We start from the raw sequence: 17,666 nt of genomic DNA, 5'->3' as shown, positions 1-17,666 counted from the left end.
CTAAAGAAAAGTACCAATAACCCTAATTACCATAACCTTAAAATGAATAGAATCAAATTAGCTATTATCACTTGTTTGATGATGCTTTCCTTACCCTTGTTTGCTCAAAAGGTCACCCTGAATGAAAAAAACAGCAGATTAAAGGACGTACTGGAAAAGATTGTCGAACAGACGAATTATGATCTCTTTTATTCCACTGAAATACTCAAGAAATCAAAAAGAGTACGGATAAAAGTTACGGACCAAGATCTTAGAACCGTATTGGATGAGATCTTCCATCACCAGACCATATCTTATTCCATTGCGAACAATACCATTGTCTTGGTCCCTAAGAGACCTAGGATCGTGGAAACGGTCATTGAGGTCAACATCGATCAACTGACCCGCCCTAACTTGCCCCGAATGGTCGAGGGAGAAATTCGAGATCAAGCCGGAAAACCCATTCGAGGAGTGACCATTGTGAATAGCAAAGACCCCAAAAACTCCAGGACCATATCCGACATCAATGGGCGATTTAACATAGAAACTTCAAGGGGTGACTTGGTTACTTTTACCTGTCAAGGCTATAAAGAGAGTACAATCTTATTTCGTGGGGAAAGAAATATGCTCGTTACGCTCTATAACCAAGTATTGGCAGTAAACGAAGTAACGGTCGAGGCTAGAGTAAAGAAAAATTTGAATTTAAATACCCAGATCGATATGACCAACAGGTCATACATGAACCTTGGGCAATTATTGCAAGGAACTGTTCCAGGCTTGACCTTACAGATCCTTCCATCGAACAAAAGAAAGATTGTCGGGATCACCGAAGTTGGAACCATCCAAACGGGTCAAGGCGGTGGTCTTAGAAAAACATATTATACATTGGATCAATTCCTCCAGAGATTCTACCCGAATGGGCAAAGGATGATCGATGCTATTGAAAATAAAACCAGCCTTCCAGGCGGAGGTGATGCTGGTAGGTTTTTTATTGAGTACTCCAATCAAGCCAGTGTAACGCTAGTTCCCGAACTCCGAGGTTCTGCCAGTTTTGGTAATACCGAAGGGATGATGGTAATTATTGACGGATTCCCTGTTGAGGAATTCCCGGCAGATTATCCAATGGCCAATGTGGAATCCGTAGAAGTTATCAAAGACCCTAAGGAACTCATCAAATGGGGACCACGCGCTACTGCTGGTATTATCTTGATCAAGACCAAGACCGGCAGAAAGAACCAGGTCAACATTACATATAACGCCAATATGTACTTTAAGCCTGCTCCGAAGTACGATATGGCTCAATTGGGATTAGCGAACTCTGAAGATATTATCGACTATCTAAAAAGTGCTGCAGAAATGAATCTTGTACCTGGAGATGGGGATTTTGAAAACCTAAATTTAGCCGAAAGACTTTTCGCTTGGCGTAGGGACAACAAAATTACCGAAGCAGATTTCAATCGTAAGATTGACTCGCTATCGGTTTTATCCAATGAAGCCCAAGTGGCACATCTCCAACAGGATGTCATCTCCCAAAACCATTTGTTGACATTCTCAGGTGGTACAAGGCAATATATGTTCACCTTGACCGGGACCTATAACAATTTCAAATCCCATGGACTCAACAATAATTCCAACACCTTCGGTGTTGACTTGAAAAATAATTTCAACCTCCTGAAAGGAAAATTAATAGCAAACTGGCAAATCAATGCCAACAGAACAAATGCTCAGGGCGGAGCCTCTGAACTATCTATATACAACCTTCCCCCAGCCTATCAGATGTTCTTGGATCGCCAAGGAAATTATATCTATGACCAAAAGGTACTTGGTGATGTCTACAATAACCTTATCATGAAAAATGGTTATTTCAACCATGGTAGCAATATTTTGGAAGACAACCGCTTGATGAATAGCCTATCCAAGAACACCTTAGTTCAAAGTCGTCTGGAAATGAAATGGGATCTGTTTAAAGGATTGCGTTGGGACAACTCAGTGTTCTATCGCATGACTCGCAACAATAATGACCGAATTACAGATCGCCAAAGCAGCGAAGGCAGACAACTCTTTAATAATTATGGGTCTCCAAATGACGGTTCGGTAGATTTCTATGTACCACCGGGAGACATCTTAAACAATAGCCGTGATAAGTATCTACAATGGAACATCCGTTCTGGTCTAAGTTACTCCTTAAAGATTGATGAGCATACCGTTACAGCAAATATAGGTGGAGGTGGAGCAAACGAGACCAGGGAAAGACCGGGAAATGTAACTCGATATGGGTACAATAAAAACACTGGTAAAGGTTCTGCAATCTTCCTGCCTGGCGGTGATCCCACTGGCGGTGTTGAAAACTTCAGAAGGCTATATAGCAATACGGCAGCTTTGATTTATCCTTTTGCCCTATTGACTCCTTCCTCCGGTGACACTTCGATCTTTAGGAACCTAAACTGGAATGCTGGAATCAATTACGATTATAAAGAGAAGACCATAAATTTCAATGCCAACTATAGCGAGGCTTTCAGTCCTAATTATGGTATGGAGAAATATGCAACAACTAGGACATTTAATTCCATCGTAGGTTACCAGTTCAAACATAAAAACCTTCCAGATTGGCTTACTGGGGTTATGGCATCTGCTGGTTTGACGGGAAATAAAATGCCTGACCTCCCTACTACGATTGGAAGTAACCGCTATAGGCAAACAGAATGGAATAATTATGCCATCTGGGTAAATAATTTTATTCCAGTACCACAGGCAGGCCAATCCTCCTTCAATATTTTTGAAGAATTAAGGTTTAACCTATTCGGCGATGCACTATCCGTTTATGGCCGCTACAATACCATGAAATTGACTGGTATATCCCCTAGCGGAAGCTTGACTGACTCCGCTTCTTTTAACCAACGTAGGACACTCAAGTATTTTAGTGCGGGATTGGAAGGGTCTTTAAGAGATGGAACCCTGATGTTCAACGGTACCTTTGACCGTTCCCCAGAAGGTCAGAAACAATTCAATGGAAATATTTCCTATGATATCAAGAAGGAATCCTATTTCACTTCTGAGGGGATCAGTACCTTAATGATTGGAGCAACTTATCAAGACCTTTCTTCCATTCAAGGTTTGGGATTGATGATGGGAACCAATAGCAGTGCGGGCGGTGGTTTTGGATTGGCGACCAATAGCTCATTCTCAGTTTTGCCACCAAGGAACAAAAACATTGAGATTTATTTCCAATTTGGTCTGAACAACGACCGACACCGAATCGATTTAAGGTATTATAATCGTTCTGACCAAGGGATTACCAATAACATCCCGATCCCTACCGATCCCTCAACAGGGTTGGACAATCAGATTACCTTTAGCAATATTGTAAACAAAGGGGTTGAGTTTTTCTATAAATCAGATATTGTCAGAAAACCAAAATTCAGCTATAGTTTCGCTATCAACGGAGCTTATAACGTGAATATGGCAAAGTCAATTCCAAAAACTCCATATTCTGCCAGCAGGCAATATCTTACGGCCTTCCGAGAGGGCTATAGCACAACCAATGTTTGGGGATACCGCTGGGCAGGGCTAAACGCAGAAGGTGCACCACAAATCTATGATGCTAAAGGCAATATCACTGCTAACCCAGATTCTACCGTTTTGGCAAATGACATCATCTATATGGGAGCTACGCGAGCACCATGGACAGGTGGTTTCATGCATGATATTACCTACGGCAAATTCTTCGCCCGTGTATCCTTTATGGGTAGCTTCGGTGGTATTATGCGCAGGTTTATTCCTTCCAATTCAGGGGCTCAATACGAAAACTCCAATTTGATTAGCCAGCGCTGGAAAAAACCAGGCGATGAAGCATTCACCGATGTCCCTGCGCTGACTAATGATACAGGTTTATCCATCCGTAGTTTCTTAGCTCAGAACTCCAGCAATAGCTTTATGTCAGCCAATTTTATCCGACTCCAAGAAGTGATGGTCGGATGGGAAATTCCGAAGAGCTATCTAAACGAAAAATATGTAAAAAGCCTTCGCATCTCAGCTCACATGCAAAATGTAGCCGTTTGGGCGAAAAACAGATATAAATACGACCCTAATAATGTGGACACGGGCGGTAGACTTGGTTTACCTACTCCTATCCAGTATGGGGCAACACTAAACGTTATTTTCTAATCATAAAAACATGAAGACAAAACATTATTTTTTCATTCTGAGTCTTGTGATTTTATATACAATTTCCTCATGTCAGAAATTCTTGGACATTACGCCAAGCACCGGAAATGTAAACCCCTCTACCCTCAAGGACTTTCAGGAAATGCTTAACAGCGACTCTATAGCACGTTGTAATTTTATTTTAGCAGACCTCATGGCGGATGACATCAGCTTTCCAGCCTTCGCCCGAAATGAATTTTACGGCAACAGTTATATGTATACCCAACACATTTGGGGACCTGGCGAAATGGACTTCATGTACAAAAGCGCCTATGAGCGTATCCTACAAATGAATATCCTGATCCTAAAAGCCTCGGAAGTAAAAACAAAAAGTGAAGAAGAGAAAAAAGGCCTTGCCATTGCAATTGCACAGGCAAAGGTAAACCGAGCTTGGTATTTTTTACAATTGGCCAATATTTATGGTCAAGACTTTACCAATGGCAAAGCTGCTACCGAATTGGCCATCCCAATTTCACTTATCCCAGATGCTAGCGTTAAACCAAAAAGAGCAACGGTTCAAGAAGTATACAAATTAATCATAACGGAGTTAACCGATGCCATCGCTACCCCAGACTTTCCAGTTATGGGGAATACGATCATTCATCCTGGTAAAGCATCGGCCTTGGCCTTACTGAGCAGGACACATTTGCTTATGGGAAATTATGCTGAAGCTTTGAAATCAGCTGATGAATGCTTGGCTCTAAAATCTTCTTTATTGGATTATAAAACCCTTACCGCAGCCCCATTAAAACTGTTGGACCAAAGCCGAAATCCAGAAGTATTACTAGGAAAAACTGGTGTAGACTATGATTTAAACCTAACCTATGCCTTTAAAATTCAAATCAGCAAAAGTTTGGATTCGCTTTTCACATCCTCAGATTTCCGAAAGAAAATCAACTTCGACTACTATGATATTTTTGCTAATGAAGATGGCAAATACCATTTCAACTATAGCATTGCTGTACCAGAAGTTATGCTGATCAAAGCCGAAAGTTTAGCTAGAACAGGCAAACCTAGGGAAGCTTTACCTATTCTAAATCTTCTGCGAAAAAACCGAATTGAAAATTCAACTGATCTGCAGGTAAGTGATAACGATATCCTAAAGACGGTATTGGAGGAGAGAAGAAGAGAACTCTTCTGTCATGGCGGTTTAAGATTGTTCGACTTAAAAAGACTCAATCGGGAGGAAAAGTTCTTAAAGAATATTGTTCGGAGCTTTTATGATTCTGAAAACTATCAAGATACAATCGTTGCCATTATCAAGCCCAATTCACCACGCTATTTAATGGAGATAGCTCCACTGATCAGCAATAACAATAAAGATATCAAACCAAATCCTAGATAAGGAGTGATTCAGATCAAGGAATACAACGCATTAATATCATGAATAGATTAATAAATATACTTTTTCGATATGGCCTTTCTGCCCTGATCATCCTCGTTGTGCTGAACAACATCGTGGGTTGTAAAAAGGATAATCTCGATTTATACCAAGAGGTGGCTAATGAGTTCAGCAATTACCTGAGCAGCAATATCGGAAATGCAACGGCCATGAAACTTGGCGACTCTGCAGTAAATAACCGAACCCTTGCTCCTGCTGGTTTACCCGTGTTATTGGAAAGCGCAGCATCAGAAGACATCCATGTTCAAGGAAAAATAGATCTTTCTCTATTAAGCATTTATGACAGTCTGCAGCATACCAAATCTCCGACTTTCCCAGGCGATGCCTTTAAGTTGGCTGATGAAGGGAAGATAACGGTAGAATCAGGTCTTTCTGAGTCAACCGATACCCTCAAGGTTGAATTGAATAACGCGACTCACTTAAAGCATAATGAAATCTACTTGATTCCCATCAAGCTAAAGGTGCTTTCAGGAAACAGCAAATTGAAAAGCAGTTACATGTTTGTCAAGATGAAAGTAACGATCACTCCATCACTAGTAAGGTTAGGTGTATTTAAATTTGAAAATGGATTCCAAGACAGTAAACCAAGAGGCTATTACTTCTTAAATGGAAATCAATCCATCACTCGAATCAATGGCAAGGATAATGGAAATGAAAAATATATGTTTTCAGCAAGAATCAACCATCCTCTTGACATTGAATCGCAAGCAAAGATTCGTGTCAATACCTCCGATACCTTACAAACCTGGTTTGAGGCAATAAAAAGGGAAAAATATATTCGAATTCCTGAAAGTGCCATTAAGATCTTAAAACCTACGGTCAAGTTTGTCGTAGGTGAAACAGACTCGCGGGATAGTTTTCAGGTGCATATTGATTTCCAACAAATCAAACCATCCACCCAGACCCAAGTGGCTATCATTGAATTGGAAAACACATCCGATAAAAATATGGTACAACCAGAAAATGACCTAGGGTCCATGTATGCATTCATCACCATAAACATTCAGGATTTTCAGACCGAAAATATTGCTTACCCGCTTCAAACAGTGAAGGGTAATAAAATGGACCGCAGCTTATGGAAAGTCCAGGCTGAAGTAAATGACAGCAATAAGGATTTCCCAGCGAGCAATCTCTTTGACGGAAAAACATCCACAATCTGGAAAGCCGCAGGATACACCCCACAGGATTTGACAATCGACTTAGGTAAAACCGAAACACTTAAAGGTTTTGTCTTCACCCCTTCATACCAAAGTTCATACGATATCTATTACAACTTCTCCAAAGTGGAAGCCTATTCCAGCAATGATGGCAAGACTTGGAAAAAAGAAGGTGTCTTTATAGCAGGTGATGTGAATTATCAAAGTTCAGCAGATAACCCTGATAAGAAACACTTAAAATTCATCAATCCAGTTACTGCGAAGTACATGAAGTTTACCATTATCGAAAGCTCTTTTGGCACCCCATATATTTCAGAAATAGAAGGTATAAATTAAAAATTACGTATATGACAGTTTTATTAAATATTAGAAAAATCACCCCCCTGCTTCTATTAGTTGGTTCATTGTTTAGCCAAGAAGCATTTAGCCAAAGTGAATTTGTGGTCAAAGGAAAAATTGATGGCTGGCCATCTAAGTATATCCGTTTTGAACGCAAAGGCAATTTCCCGGGTAAGGACTCCGTAGAAAACAAGGATGGTTCTTTTGAGTTCCGTGGAAAGATCGAAGGCCCAACCAATGCATTCTTGGTTTCCTTAGATGGAGAGGAACCTAAATATAAATTTCTATTCTTAGAACCTGGAAATATCGAGATCCATGGCCAATACGCTAATCTGGAAGAAGCCAAAGTAACTGGTTCCAAATCCACTGATGAGTATTATGAAATCAAGAACATCCATAAAACTCTTGGCGACCAAATCGACAGCCTATACCAAGTCTTAGGTAATGAAAAGGATGAAACCAAACAGGCAAACATTAGTAAAGAAATAAAAAGCTTGACCGCAAAAAACATTGAGATTTCGAAAACCTTCATAAAGGAACATCCATCAAGCCCAGCAACCGTCTATGAACTTGCAGGCTTAAGCCAAGATCTGAGCTATACCGAACTCAAGAAACTTTATGATCTATTAGACCCTAAATTAATCGCAAGTGTACAGGCTGAAGATATCAATGCCTACATGAAAAACTTGTCGAATATTGAAATTGGAAAGATCGCCCCAGATATTGCACAAAAAGATACAGCCGGAAACACCATCAAACTCCAAGATTTCCGCGGAAAGTATGTACTCGTTGACTTTTGGGCAAGCTGGTGCATCCCTTGTCGTAGAGAGAACCCAAATCTACTTGCTGCCTATAAATCCTATAAGGATAAAGGTTTCGAAATCCTAGGGGTTTCCATTGACTCCAAAGCTGAGGAGTGGCGTTGGAAACGCGCCATCGAAAACGACGGGGTCATCTGGCCTCAGATTTCTGATCTTCAAGGCAATAAAAACGAAGCCGCAGTAACCTATGCAGTTCAAGTTATCCCATCCAACTTTCTGATTGGACCTGACGGAAAGATCATTGCCAAAAACCTTGTTGGAGAAAAACTACAGGAAAAACTGAAAGAAATATTTAAATAACCATACACTATAAGCTTAATTACATGAAAATTCAAACAATTCTATTTGCACTATTCATTCCATTATTAGCCATTCCCCAACTTGGTTTTTCCCAAGATAATTTTACCGTAAAAGGTAAAATTGAGGGATGGCCAACAGAAACAGTTTATTTGGTTCGTCAAGGTAATTACCCTGGAGTGGACTCGGTAAGCACCACAGATGGCAGCTTCCAATTCAGCGGAAGCATACCTGGTGCAACTGCAGCATATCTGATTACACAGAAAAAAAGCGGAGTCGCTAAACTTCTATACGTGGAGCCTGGCAACATCACTGTCAATGGCAATTTCGAGGATTTTAAAAATGTTGAAGTAAAAGGATCAGCTACCTACAATGACTTTATTGAGCTCAGGGAAGGTCATGAAAAATACGACCAAGAAATGAGCAAATATGTCCAACTTCAGTTCACTACGGAAGATAGCACGGTATTAAAACAATACTATAAAAGCCTAGATAGCCTAAGTCTACTGGACATCGAATACTCTAAGGCATTCATCAAAAAACACCCAAACAGCATCGTTAGCTTATCGGAAATCCAGACCCTAAACAACAGCCTGCTGAACAGCGAATTGGTTGCTCTATTCAATTCCCTAAGCCTTTATATCAAGGAAAGTCCAGAGGGCGTTTTACTATCCGAAAACCTTCCATTGATGGGCAAGGATAAACAAGAAGAAGAGATAGAAGGACAATGATAAAAAGACAAAAAACAGAACAACACAATCATGAAAATATACATCCAGACGATAACAGCTTTATTTTTAACTGCAGCAGTCAGCTCTCCTCTTTTTGCGCAAGAGCCCTTTAGCATCAAGGGCGAGATCAAGAATTGGCCTAGCAAATATATCCACCTTGAACAGCGCGGCGACTATCCTGGCCAAGATTCCGCAGAGGTGGTCGACGGAAAGTTTGAATTTAAAGGAACCATTCCAGGACCAACCAATTCATTCTTGGTCAATAAGTCCAATGATAAAAGCACCGCTTTCTTTTTATTCGTGGAACCCGGCAATATTCAAGTCAATGGAGACTTCAACAAGATTAATGAAGTACAAATTACAGGTTCTAAGACCTATTCAGATTACCTAGAAATCAAAGACTTTGAAACTAAATTAGCTGCGAAGATCAAGGAATTGGATGATCAATATAATAATCCTCAGCCCAACATTTCTCAAGAAGAATATGACAAGCTGATGGACGAATTATATGTCAGCCGTAATGAATTTGCAGTTTCCTTTATCAAAAACCATGGCAGCAGTGCCGTTTCGATAACCGAATTATACAATCTTGTGGGAAGCTTGGAAAACAGTCAAATGAAAGAGCTTTTCCAAGGACTGTCCGACGAGCTAAAGCAATCTCCAGGTGGTGAAATGATCAATTCACTGATCATGCAATCTGCTATCGTTGATATTGGCATGCCGGCACCCGATTTCTCCATTCCAGATACAGAAGGTAAAACGGTCAACCTTTCAGATTACAAAGGCAAATATGTACTGATCGATTTCTGGGCAAGTTGGTGTGCACCATGCCGCGCCGAGAACCCGAATTTAGTTGCTGCCTATAATCAGTTCAACAAAAAGGGTTTCGAAATCTTAGGTATTTCCCTAGACAAAAAAGAAGCGGAAAAAATGTGGCGACAAGCAATCGTTGCGGATAAACTGACCTGGAAACAAACTTCCGACCTTACAGGGGTGGATAGTGATGTGGCTAAAATGTACCATGTGGTACAGATCCCGACCAATTTCTTGGTTGATGCGGATGGCCAAATCATCGCCAAAAACTTAAGAGGCGAAGCTTTAATCAAAAAACTCGAAGAACTGCTTTAACCATGAAATTGTTTCAAAAACCTCTTTTTTTGGCTTTGACCTTGGCTCTCGCACTCTCCTTTTTTCAATCGGAAGTCAATGCGCAAGACCAATCAGATAGCATTTTCACGAATGATGCTCTTTACCACAAGGACTTGGAGGAAAAAGTACTGGCTGCATTTAACGCACAGCAAGGTAAAACTGTTCCTCAACTTCAGTTAGAAGCCAGATCTTTAAAAAATGAACAAGCTTTTTCATGGAAAATAGAAGGTAATCCTTCAACAGAACCCTTGAAACCCAAAGATCTTTTTCAAGCAAAAAAATCAACAGTCTTTTTGATGGGGCGTTTGAACCAAAAGGATAGAAACGATTATCCATATGCAGATCTATTTGCATCCGCTTTTGCTATCAGTTCAGATGGAATCTGCGTAACGAATTATCATGTGCTCGCCGAATTGATCCATACAGATAAGCCAACTGACTCTTTGCAATTGAGCTCAGATCTCAGCACCTATTTTATCGAAACAATAGACGGCGAGATTTATGTGATGGATAAGCTATTGGCTTTTTCTTCCAGTAATGATGTGGCGATTTTTAAAGTAAAAACAAATGGAAAGAAATTACCTTTTATTCCATTAGGACCTGTCCTATTACCTGGTGAACCCGTTTATATCATTTCCCATCCTGATCATATCTATTACTATCTGAGTGAAGGCATCGTCAACAAGAACAGCTTGATGTTGAACCCTAGGACCCCTGGAATCCGTCAATATAGAATGACCATCAGTGCAGACTATGCGGTCGGTTCAAGCGGTGCTCCTATCCTATCAGAGGCTGGCAACCTGGCTGGTGTGGTTTCTTCTACCCAGACCATCCCCTCGGCAGCCGCTGAAGGCAACAAACAACAGATGGTCATGAAAAATGCTATTTCCGTACGTGCTCTAAAGCTATTAATCCAATAAATCATGAAAAGATTCATCCTTATACTATTCTTGCTACCAACCGTTCTCTTTGCTCAGGAAAAAGGAATAAAATTCAGTAATAACCTGAATTGGGCAGAGGTTAAAGAAAAAGCCAAGGCAGAGAACAAATACATCATGATGGATTGCTATACCTCTTGGTGTGTTCCATGCAAGATCATGGAACAACAGGTTTTTACAGACAGTAAAATTGGAGAGTACAGCAACCAAAACTATGTGTCTGTCCAGGTTCAATTTGATGATGATCCCAAGGCCAATGCAATCAAAAAAGAATGGATGAAATTAAGCAAGGAATTTGACAAGAATTATCAGGTGGATGGTTACCCTTGCTACCTCTTCTTTAATCCCAATGGCGAAATAGTACATAAAGCCTATGGCAAGAGAGAGATCAGCAACTTCCTAAACCTATTGCAAAACGTCCCGAATCCAGATTTCCAATACTATACCTTAAGAGAGAAGTATGAGGAAAACAAGCAGGACAAAACCATATTAAAAAAGCTTTTAAATGCTTCCATGGAAGCTGAGCCCGAGGACAAACAAGATTTGATCAAGGCTTATCTTTCCCAGAAACCAGCTATTGAAACAAAAGCCGAAGCACAGGTCATCATGGATGTAACCCGCTCATCCCATGACATCGGCTTCCCCATACTTTTGAATCAAGCCAAAAAAATTGACTCTTTGTTAGGAGAAACAGCGGCCGAGGATCTATACCGAGGAATAATAAATTTTGAAGATGCCGCCAACAAGCTCGGCCGTAAATCTCCTATGGGCTATTATATCTTGACAAACAATCCAGATTGGTCTGTTTTCCAAGATACCCTAGTTGCAAAATACCCTAACCATAGCACGGAACTACTGGATTTCATAAAATTAAACTTCTATAAAAATGGCCTCCTAATGCAGGATTATGTCCCTGCCCTGAAAGCCTATATCCAAAAATATGACCATAGCATCAGTGATAGAATGAAAATGGAATATGTGGGTGTTTTTGCGAAAAAATCCAAGGAGACTGAACTCATCAAAGAACTGTTGACCTGGTCGAGAGATGCCTTTGAAAAGTCTGAAGATGTCGAAAATCTTTCCAACTACGCTTTGTTGAACTATAAAGTGGGAGAAAAAGAAAAAGGGATCTCCTTGATGGAAAAGGCAATCACAAGGGCTGAAGAAAATCAACTCTATGATTTGAATGAAAATTTAGACCTGATGAAGAAAGGTGAAAATATTCTTTAAATGTTGTTTATTAAGTAATGAATGAAAAAGCAAGTTATAGATCCTATACTGTCTCTTGTTTCTGTGCATTCAAAAAGCCGATTCAAATTGAATCGGCTTCTTTATTTAGTTATTATTTTTTCAAGGTTTCATCCAACCATCCGAAAAACTCACGTTGCCATACCTGTGCGTTATGACCTGAAAGCACCCAGTGGTTTTCATCTGGTAAATAGACCAATCTACTTTTAACCCCTCTAAGTTGAGCTGCTTGGAAAGCTTCCAGACCTTGTCCGATTGGAACCCTGTAATCTTTACCGCCTTGGAAAATCAAGATCGGAGTAGTCCATTTCGAAACCAATGTGCTTGGGTTGAATTCGGTATAGGTTTTATCATTACCTTGTTCCCAATAAGGTCCGCCTAATTCATAGTTTGCAAAAAAAAGTTCTTCCGTTGTACCATACCATGATTTCATATCAAACAATCCACAATGTGAAATAAAGGATTTGAATCGACCTTCATGCACACCTGCCAATTGAAATACAGAATAACCACCATAACTAGCACCTACTGCACCTATCCTATCTTTATCTACATAGACTTCCTTGGAAAGGTCATCGATTGCTGATAGGTAATCTGCTATCGCTTGACCACCCCAATCCTTCGAAATCTGTTCATTCCATTTCACTCCCCATCCTGGCATGCCACGACGGTTAGGTGCGATGACAATATATCCCTGACTGGCCAGTAATTGGAAGTTCCAACGGAAGGAATACGATTGGGTAACCGCACCTTGGGGACCTCCCTGGCAGAATAATAAGGTCGGGTATTTTTTGCTTGGGTCAAAGTTCGGCGGATAGATCACCCATGAAAATAGGTCTAAACCATCCGATGCCTTTGTCACCCTTGCTTCCACCTTGGTATCTGCAACCTTACTGTACAATTGATCATTGACGGTCGTTATTGGATTTAGTTTTTTGGATTTGAAAGCATAATGGTATACTTCATTGGCCCGTGTCATTTTTGACAGGGTAACTACCAGACCCTCCTTGGTTTCTCCCACGATACCGTTGATGTCAAATTCTCCATCTGAAATCTTATTGATAATTGGCAATGCCCTATTCTTCAGGTTGCCCGGAATCAATAGTTCAAAGATCTGAACAGTCCCTTCGGTTGGTGCCAAGAAATAGATTTTTTTATTGTCCTTGCTCCAAGTATAGGAATTGATTGTTCCATCCCAATGAGCCGTCATGTTCAGTTTGATTCCGCTGGCAGGCTCGCTAATGTAGATATCATTTTTATCCGATTCATAGCCATCTGTTTTCATGCTCATCCAGCTCATCAGTTTTCCATCCGGGCTGAAATTTGGATTGTTATCATATCCATTCATCCCTTCGGTCAGATTACTGGTCTGTCCTGAAGCCAGGTCATATTTGTAGATATCTGTATTGGTACTCTGTGCGTACTCCGTTCCAAATTTCTTCTTACAGACATAAAGTACGGATTTACTATCTGGAGTCCATGCAAAATCTTCCGCTCCCCCAAATGGCATGGTAGGCGAATAGAAAGGCTCATCAGCTAAGATATCCTTAGCCTCCCCAATTTTTCCGTTATCATAACTAGCGATAAATGGATGGTTGAATTTCCCATCGTTCCAAGTATCCCAGTGTCTGTAATCTAGATTATCATAGATATACACATTGGATTTTGGTAGGTCCTTATACTTATCGGTGCTATGGTAATCTTTTAAGAGAACCTGTTTGCTGAACAAGATATGCTTCCCATCAGGTGAAATCTTCACATTTTCCAAGCCACCTTCATGATTGGTCACTTGAACGGCATTTCCGTCTTTCAGGCTTTTTTTCCAGATCTGTCCTTTGAACATATAAAGGACATCGTCACCTTCCACTTTGAGTACAGACTCACCACCTGCCTCGGAGGTGAATTGCTTGGCAACTCCTCCTTTTACCGGAATAACAAAAAGATCCTTCTCGGATTTGTTTTCATCAAACTGATAATTCGATACACCGTAAATCAATTGGGTGCCATCTGCTGAAAGTCCTTCTCCGGAAACCCGGCCCAATTCCCATAGCTTTTGGGGACTAAGGGGTTCCACATTGCCTGAACGTCTGACGTGATCTTCTACTTTTGGTCGCTCCACCTTTTGGGGAACTTCTTTTCCTTCTTGTGCAATAACCATATTATTGATCAATAAGAGTGCTCCAATCCATGATATCTTATGCATATAAAAAACGATTTGCCTGCCAATTTACTAAAGTTGACAGGCAAACCGAAATCATTACCTAATTTACACGACTGGCTTTCCAAAATAAGAGCCAAATGCTCGTGAGGTACATTCGTATGGATGTTCTACTTAACCTTATCATTGCTTTTCAAATTGATACCAGTTAATTTTTGTTGAAATACGCATTAATACCGCCAAGATGATGAATAGTCCAATGGTTCCAACGATTAATGAGTAGTCACGTAATTGAAGAAGTACGAAGATGAAACTATAGAATAGAGCTAATATGGCGGCGAAATTCATGGCCGATTTCATGTCCTTGGTTATTGCTTTGATAAACGATGAAATCAGGATAATTGTTGCAATTGCTGCAATTAAATATGCGAAATTAAATCCAATATGTTCCGAAATCGCCAGTAATAAAGCATAGAACAACACCATGGCAAAACCGATCAATACATACTGAATGATATGCACGCGCTGTTTCTTGATGATTTCCATGAAGACCAAGGAAACAAAAGTCAATGCGATCACCAAAGCACCATACTTGGTTACGCGGGTTGCTTTTTGATAGTTATCGACCTGTGGCAAGAAGTTGACCTGAACCATGTCATAATCATTTGCAGTCAACTGATTGTCTGTGCTAGCGCTCTGTGGTTCTGGAAAGGTGCGTGCAGCATATTCATTGGGATGTGCGTCTTCGTCAGAAAGATCGATACCTTGGAAGTTATAGACCTTATAAGGCTCTCCGGTCCATTGTTGGGCCTGTTTTCTGCTGAAATCCGGAATGGTCCAGTTAGCTTTAAAGCTTTCTCCAACTTCACGGTCATCCGGTAAAAAGTTACCATTGAAACTAGGATTTGCCCAATTACCATTTACATTGATCTTCGTGTTTTTTGCCAGCGGCAAGAAATTCAAGGACTTGGATCCTTTCAGGTCAAAATTGATCTCGAAAGGTTTATTCAAGGACTCATTGTTTTCTAATGGAAGGTCAACCGTTAAATTCTGCTTGAACAGATCGATATCCAGATCATATTTCCCCATTTCCATGGCTTTACCATCCCATTTAAACGTTGGATTTTCTGATAGTCCTTTCACATCCTGTATACCGAAAATCAGTTTGGCGTCCTGCCATTTCAGATCAGCAGGCAGTACCTTTAATTTACTGAAATCAAAGGCTTCGAAATTCCCCTTAATATTGATCTTTGAGGTATAGACGATGGCTTGATAGATACCACGCTTTAAAGGTTCAGGTTCTACAGTAGCTGTAATCTGGGTCTGATCTGCCATCATAAAGGCATATTCTGTAACTACCGTTGTCACCAACGTACTGGTTCCCGTACCTTCCCCATCACTTTTCATCCTTTCTCTGACCACCTCGTAAGGAACAGCTAAGATAGGGCTTGTGATCACTTGGTCCATCCCCCATTTCCGAGCGATCTCCGTAGATACATTCGTCTCCCTATTGTTGCGTTCTGAAATCAGGTCTCCGATCAAGCCCAATGGAATGAGCAAGATTAACATCAGGAAGAAAATGACAAAAATCTTAACGATCAATGAAGAGGTGATTTTTTCGATCAGGGATTTCTGAGAACTGTTCTCCAATCCCTCGTTAGTTGAATTATTTTCCATGTTGAATAGGATTTACTTGTAGTTGTAGTTTTAAGTGTTTTTTATCTAGTGATTGTTGTAATGTGCTCAGTGATTCTGTGAGGAAGCCCTTAAATTCTATATGGTGAAATTTATGCATGGCCTTCCCTTTTCTGTAAGCTGACCAATAATGTGCGCTATGCTCCGGAAATATAAAGGTCCCGATAAAGATCATGGCCAGCAGGTACAAACTCAGCTTGCCATTTCCGAACAGCAGATATTGCATGGCAATTTCATCGTTAATCTCTGTTCCAGTTTCTGTAATCAGGTGAAAGACATCGTGATTCTCCAATTTCGGCATGACGTCAAAACCTTTTTCTTTGTAGAACATTCCTAAGGCATAGCCTAAACTCCCCTCTTGATATTCCAAAAACTCTTCTTTCCTGATTCCCCAAGCTGCCTTATATCCCTTAAACAGCTCTGCATACAATTTGGATGACCAATTGTACAGGAATAGCATAAATTTCAATCTTAATCCTCTCATATTTTTATCTATAAAGCACTTTGTCTTTCAAAGTAGATGAACAAAAAAAATTCTATTTGTACTGCTGTTTGATGAGGCTCTCCAAGGCAATGATATGATTTTCAAATGCTTTAGCGCCTTGATCCGTCTTACTATAACTTGTATTCGGCTTACGATCGATGAATGTTTTGGTCACCAAAATATAGCCTTCTTTTTCAAGGTTCTTCAGGTTTGATGCCAGGTTACCATCGGTTACCTCCAACAATTCCTTTAACGAATTGAAATCATAGGAATCATTGGCCATCAGGATACTCATGATTTGCAGCCTGACCCTATTTTCAAAAACCTTGTCATATAATGTTAAATCCAAGCTCACTTTCTTTCGTACTTTTTATGGACAATTAACCCGTAAACGATATGTAGAACACCAAATCCTAAGGCCCAAAACACGACGCCATATCCAGGGAAGGCCAAAGCTAACAAGCCTAATACAATCTCCAAAATTCCAAGTACCCTGACTTCCCGAAAAGTGAATACACTAGCTGCCGCTAGTGATAGTCCATAAAAAATCAGCAAGGTGGAAGCTACCAAACCGACCACACCCTTACTGATCAGGATGATCGAAAACAGACCGCCAGTCACCAATGGGATAGCCATCGCTTTCAATAACGCTTTACTGGTCGGGTTCCAGATGCTCTGTCCCGCTTTCTTGGCTTTTGCCCTTGCCATGATCACCCCTACCGTTACGGAAATGACCAGGACCAAAATGGCAATGATGATCAATTTATATAGCACCTGTTCATCCAACACATAATAGTCACGGTAACCAAACACACTCTTGGTTCCATAAACCACAAAATATGCAGCTGCTGCCCCCAATAAAGCTAAACAACCGATCAATACGCCCGAAAGCCCACTGATGGACATAAATTTCGATGATTTCTCCATCATGGAGCGGATCTGGCCTATTTCTTTTAAGATATCTTTCTGGTCCATAAAAGTACTTTGTGTTTCAAAGTAAAGGAGAAAAAAGTACTTGCGCAAATATTTTTTCAATTTTTTTATAAAGCCTCCCCCATTCCAACA

Annotated in this window: 13 protein-coding genes; 8 read left to right on the top strand and 5 right to left on the bottom strand. The window is 40.4% G+C overall.

Translation table 11 applies throughout. The features are described from left to right. The first annotated feature begins 42 nt into the window (after window positions 1-42). The 8 genes from ACWICE_RS17240 to ACWICE_RS17205 are packed head-to-tail and all read left to right on the top strand — an operon-like array spanning window position 43 to window position 12,246. Window positions 43-4,143 (top strand): hypothetical protein, encoded by a 4,101-nt coding sequence (locus ACWICE_RS17240; protein ID WP_454298872.1) that lies wholly within the window; start codon window positions 43-45, stop codon window positions 4,141-4,143. Window positions 4,144-4,153: 10 nt separating this feature from the next. Beyond that, entirely contained in the window at window positions 4,154-5,527 is a 1,374-nt protein-coding gene (locus ACWICE_RS17235) for a RagB/SusD family nutrient uptake outer membrane protein (RefSeq protein ID WP_313261134.1), read from the top strand. A gap of 38 nt (window positions 5,528-5,565) precedes the next feature. After that, window positions 5,566-7,077, top strand: a complete 1,512-nt coding sequence (locus tag ACWICE_RS17230; protein WP_454298871.1) for a discoidin domain-containing protein — start codon at window positions 5,566-5,568, stop codon at window positions 7,075-7,077. Window positions 7,078-7,088: 11 nt separating this feature from the next. Further along, window positions 7,089-8,201 carry a redoxin domain-containing protein gene (locus tag ACWICE_RS17225; RefSeq protein WP_454298870.1) on the top strand — a complete coding sequence of 371 codons (1,113 nt, stop codon included), beginning with the start codon at window positions 7,089-7,091 and terminating at the stop codon, window positions 8,199-8,201. A 23-nt stretch (window positions 8,202-8,224) separates the two neighbouring features. Then, window positions 8,225-8,929, top strand: a complete 705-nt coding sequence (locus tag ACWICE_RS17220; protein ID WP_454298869.1) for a DUF4369 domain-containing protein — start codon at window positions 8,225-8,227, stop codon at window positions 8,927-8,929. 30 nt (window positions 8,930-8,959) lie between these two features. After that, window positions 8,960-10,057, top strand: coding sequence for a redoxin domain-containing protein (locus ACWICE_RS17215; protein ID WP_454298868.1), 1,098 nt, complete (start codon window positions 8,960-8,962; stop codon window positions 10,055-10,057). Window positions 10,058-10,059: 2 nt separating this feature from the next. After that, window positions 10,060-10,998 (top strand): S1 family peptidase, encoded by a 939-nt coding sequence (locus ACWICE_RS17210; RefSeq protein WP_454298867.1) that lies wholly within the window; start codon window positions 10,060-10,062, stop codon window positions 10,996-10,998. Window positions 10,999-11,001: 3 nt separating this feature from the next. Beyond that, window positions 11,002-12,246, top strand: a complete 1,245-nt coding sequence (locus ACWICE_RS17205; RefSeq protein WP_454298866.1) for a thioredoxin family protein — start codon at window positions 11,002-11,004, stop codon at window positions 12,244-12,246. 112 nt (window positions 12,247-12,358) lie between these two features. Here ACWICE_RS17205 and ACWICE_RS17200 read toward each other — a convergent pair whose 3' ends face one another. The 5 genes from ACWICE_RS17200 to ACWICE_RS17180 form a co-directional block, all read right to left on the bottom strand. Then, entirely contained in the window at window positions 12,359-14,467 is a 2,109-nt protein-coding gene (locus ACWICE_RS17200; RefSeq protein WP_454298865.1) for a S9 family peptidase, read from the bottom strand. Between the two features lie 138 nt (window positions 14,468-14,605). Then, window positions 14,606-16,099, bottom strand: a complete 1,494-nt coding sequence (gene creD, locus ACWICE_RS17195; protein WP_185214308.1) for a cell envelope integrity protein CreD — start codon at window positions 16,097-16,099, stop codon at window positions 14,606-14,608. Further along, the gene (locus ACWICE_RS17190) at window positions 16,089-16,601 is read right to left on the bottom strand and encodes a Coq4 family protein (RefSeq protein WP_313261126.1); all 513 of its coding nucleotides are present in this window, start codon (window positions 16,599-16,601) and stop codon (window positions 16,089-16,091) included. The genes creD and ACWICE_RS17190 overlap by 11 nt, the downstream gene beginning before the upstream one ends. Before the next feature lie 52 nt (window positions 16,602-16,653). After that, on the bottom strand, window positions 16,654-16,956 hold the full coding sequence (locus ACWICE_RS17185; RefSeq protein WP_254530191.1) for a winged helix-turn-helix domain-containing protein: 303 nt from the start codon (window positions 16,954-16,956) through the stop codon (window positions 16,654-16,656). Then, the gene (locus ACWICE_RS17180) at window positions 16,953-17,576 is read right to left on the bottom strand and encodes a hypothetical protein (protein ID WP_313261125.1); all 624 of its coding nucleotides are present in this window, start codon (window positions 17,574-17,576) and stop codon (window positions 16,953-16,955) included. Before ACWICE_RS17180 ends, ACWICE_RS17185 begins: the two co-directional genes overlap by 4 nt. Window positions 17,577-17,666 lie beyond the last annotated feature (90 nt).

The organism is Sphingobacterium sp. NPDC055346, assembly GCF_053645235.1.
Note: the sequence above shows the minus strand (reverse complement) of the source record. Positions and strands in the feature narration are given on the sequence as shown.